3 protein-coding genes are annotated in these 2,687 nt (G+C 72.3%); all 3 read left to right on the top strand.

What is annotated here, in order from left to right; genetic code table 11:
• On the top strand, window positions 1-1,401 hold a 1,401-nt coding region (locus ACESL7_RS15090), incomplete at its 5' end, for a pyridoxal phosphate-dependent decarboxylase family protein (protein ID WP_372894117.1).
• A gap of 4 nt (window positions 1,402-1,405) precedes the next feature.
• The gene (locus ACESL7_RS15085) at window positions 1,406-2,206 is read left to right on the top strand and encodes an aldolase/citrate lyase family protein (protein ID WP_372894116.1); all 801 of its coding nucleotides are present in this window, start codon (window positions 1,406-1,408) and stop codon (window positions 2,204-2,206) included.
• Between the two features lie 100 nt (window positions 2,207-2,306).
• Window positions 2,307-2,687 (top strand): aminotransferase class III-fold pyridoxal phosphate-dependent enzyme (locus tag ACESL7_RS15080; protein ID WP_372894115.1); only part of this gene is annotated, 381 nt, incomplete at its 3' end.

Below are 2,687 nucleotides of genomic sequence, written 5' to 3'. Positions count from 1 at the left end.
ATGGACTGGGAGGGATTCGCGGGCTGGGGCCGCAAGGTCGCGGAGTGGGCGGCGGAGTATCACGCGACGCTGCGCGCCCGGCCGGTGCGGGCGCCGCTCGCGCCCGGCGCGACGCTCGGGGCACTGCCGGAGCACCCGCCGGAGGCCGCGGAGGAGATGGAGACCATCTGGGCCGATTTCGAGCGGGTCGTGATGCCGGGGATCACGCACTGGCAGCATCCGCGCTTCTTCGCCTATTTTCCGGCCAGCGCGGCACCGGCCTCGGTGCTGGCCGAATGGGTCACGGCCGCGCTCGCGCCGCAGTGCATGCTCTGGCAGACATCGCCCGCCGCGACCGAGATGGAGACGCGGGTGATGGAATGGATGGCCGAGGCGACGGGCCTGCCGCCGGCCTTTCGCGGTGTCATTCAGGACAGCGCGAGTTCCGCGACCCTCGCCGCGCTTCTGGTCATGCGCGAGCGCGCGCTCGGCTGGGCCGGCAACGCGCAAGGGCTCGCCGCGCAGCCCGCCGTGCGGGTCTACTGCTCGGAAGAGGCCCATTCCTCGGTCGAGCGCGCGGCATGGATCGCCGGGATCGGGCGGGACAACCTCGTCAAGCTGCCCGCGCGGGGGGCGCTCCGCGGGCTGGACGCGGAGGCGCTGGAGCATGCGATCGTGCGGGACGCTGCCGAGGGGCTGCGGCCGGCCGGCGTCGTCGCCTGCACCGGCGCGACCGGCACGGGCGCCTCGGACGACATCGCCGCGGTCTGCACGGTGGCCGAGCGCCACGGGCTCTTCGTGCATGTCGATGCCGCCTGGGCCGGGAGCGCGATGATCTGCCCGGAATTCCGTTCCCTGTGGGCCGGGGTGGAGCGGGCCGATTCGGTCGTCCTCAACCCGCACAAGTGGCTCGGCGCGCAGTTCGACTGTTCGGCGCATTTCCTGAAGTCGCCGGAGGACCTGACGCGCACGCTCGCCATCCAGCCGGAGTACCTGAAGACGCATGGCGCCGAGGGGGTGATCGACTACTCGGAGTGGTCGATCCCCCTCGGCCGGCGGTTCCGGGCGCTGAAGCTCTGGGTTCTGATGCGCGCGCACGGGCTCACCGGGCTTCGCACGATGATCCGCGACCACGTGCGCTGGAGCGCGGCGCTCTGCACGCGGCTCGGCGCCGTGCCGGGGATCGAGATCGTGACGGAGCCGGTGCTCTCGCTCTTCACCTTCCGCCTGACGGGACCCGACGCCGACGCGCGCACCCTCGCGCTGGTGCAGCGGATCAACGACGACGGGCGCATCTACCTCACGCCCACGAAGGTGGACGGGCGGCAGGTGATCCGCTTCCAGGCCGGCGCCTTCGGCACCGAGGCGCAGGATGTCGACATGGCCTTCGACGTGATCACCGAACTGGCAAGGGAGGTCTGAGCCGATGCCCGCACCGCACAACGCCTTCAAGGCCGCGCTCGCACGCGGCGGGACCGTCTTCGGCTGCTGGCTCGGCTTCGCGCATCCCTACCCGGCGGAGGTCGCGGGGCACGCCGGCTTCGACTGGCTGCTGATCGACGGGGAACATGCGCCGAACGACCTGCCCTCGATCACCGCGCAGCTTCAGGTGCTCGAGCCGCTGCCGGCGCATCCGGTGGTGCGGCTGCCGATGGGCGAGGACTGGGCGATCAAGCAGGTGCTCGACGCGGGCGCGCAGACGCTGCTGATCCCGCTCGTCGAAACCGCGCAGGCCGCGCGCGATCTGGTGCGCGCCACGCGCTACCCGCCGGAGGGCATCCGCGGCATGGGCGCCGCGCTCGCGCGGGCGTCGCGCTTCGGGGCGATCGCGGATTACGCGACGACGGCCAACGCCGAGATCTGCCTGCTGGTGCAGGTGGAGACGCGCGCGGGGCTCGCCGCGCTCGACGAGATACTCGGGGTCGCGGGGGTGGACGGCGTCTTCATCGGGCCGGCGGATCTCTCGGCGGACATGGGGTATCCGGGCCGCGCGGACGCGCCCGAGGTGCAGGCGGCGATCGAGGACGCGCTGCGCCGCATCCGCGCGGCGGGCAAGGCGCCCGGGATCCTCTCGGATGACGAGGCGGCGGTCGAGCGCTACCTCGCCTGCGGGGCGCAGTTCGTCGCCGTCGGCGTGGACGTCGCCATTCTGGGCAGCGCGCTGCGCGAGCGGGCGACGCGCTGGCGGGTACGGGATCGTGACGGGGGCGGGGATCTTGACGCGTGACGGGGCGGTGAAACCTCTCGCCACCGCGGGAGCGAACCGCTAGCATCGCGGCAAAACAGGAGCCGCCGGGCACGCCCGGCCAGCCAAGAGGGAGGTCCGCATGGACGGCAACCGCCACGACAACGATCTGACCGCCGTGATCGAGGCCGACCGCGCGCATGTCTGGCACCACCTGGTGCAGCACAAGCCCTTCGAGACCGGCGCGCCGCGCGTCATCGTCGAGGGACGCGGCATGTCGGTCTGGGACCAGAACGGCAAGGAGCATCTCGACGCCGTCTCGGGCGGGGTCTGGACGGTGAACGTGGGCTACGGGCGCGAGCGGATCGCAGACGCGGTGCGCGAGCAGCTCGTCAAGCTCAACTATTTCGCGGGCGCCGCCGGGACGATCCCCGGCGCGCGCTTCGCCGAGGCGCTGATCGACAAGATGCCGGGGCTCTCCCGCGTCTACTACTGCAACTCCGGCTCGGAGGCGAACGAGAAG

The sequence above is a fragment of the Rhodosalinus sp. genome, from assembly GCF_041685465.1.
Taxonomy (GTDB): Bacteria; Pseudomonadota; Alphaproteobacteria; order Rhodobacterales; family Rhodobacteraceae; genus Rhodosalinus.
Note: the sequence above shows the minus strand (reverse complement) of the source record. Positions and strands in the feature narration are given on the sequence as shown.

What these genes read in the sequence shown, in the direction of transcription:
- ACESL7_RS15085 (WP_372894116.1), top strand. Translation starts at nt 1,406, where the DNA reads ATGCCCGCACCGCACAACGCCTTCAAGGCCGCGCTCGCACGCGGCGGG.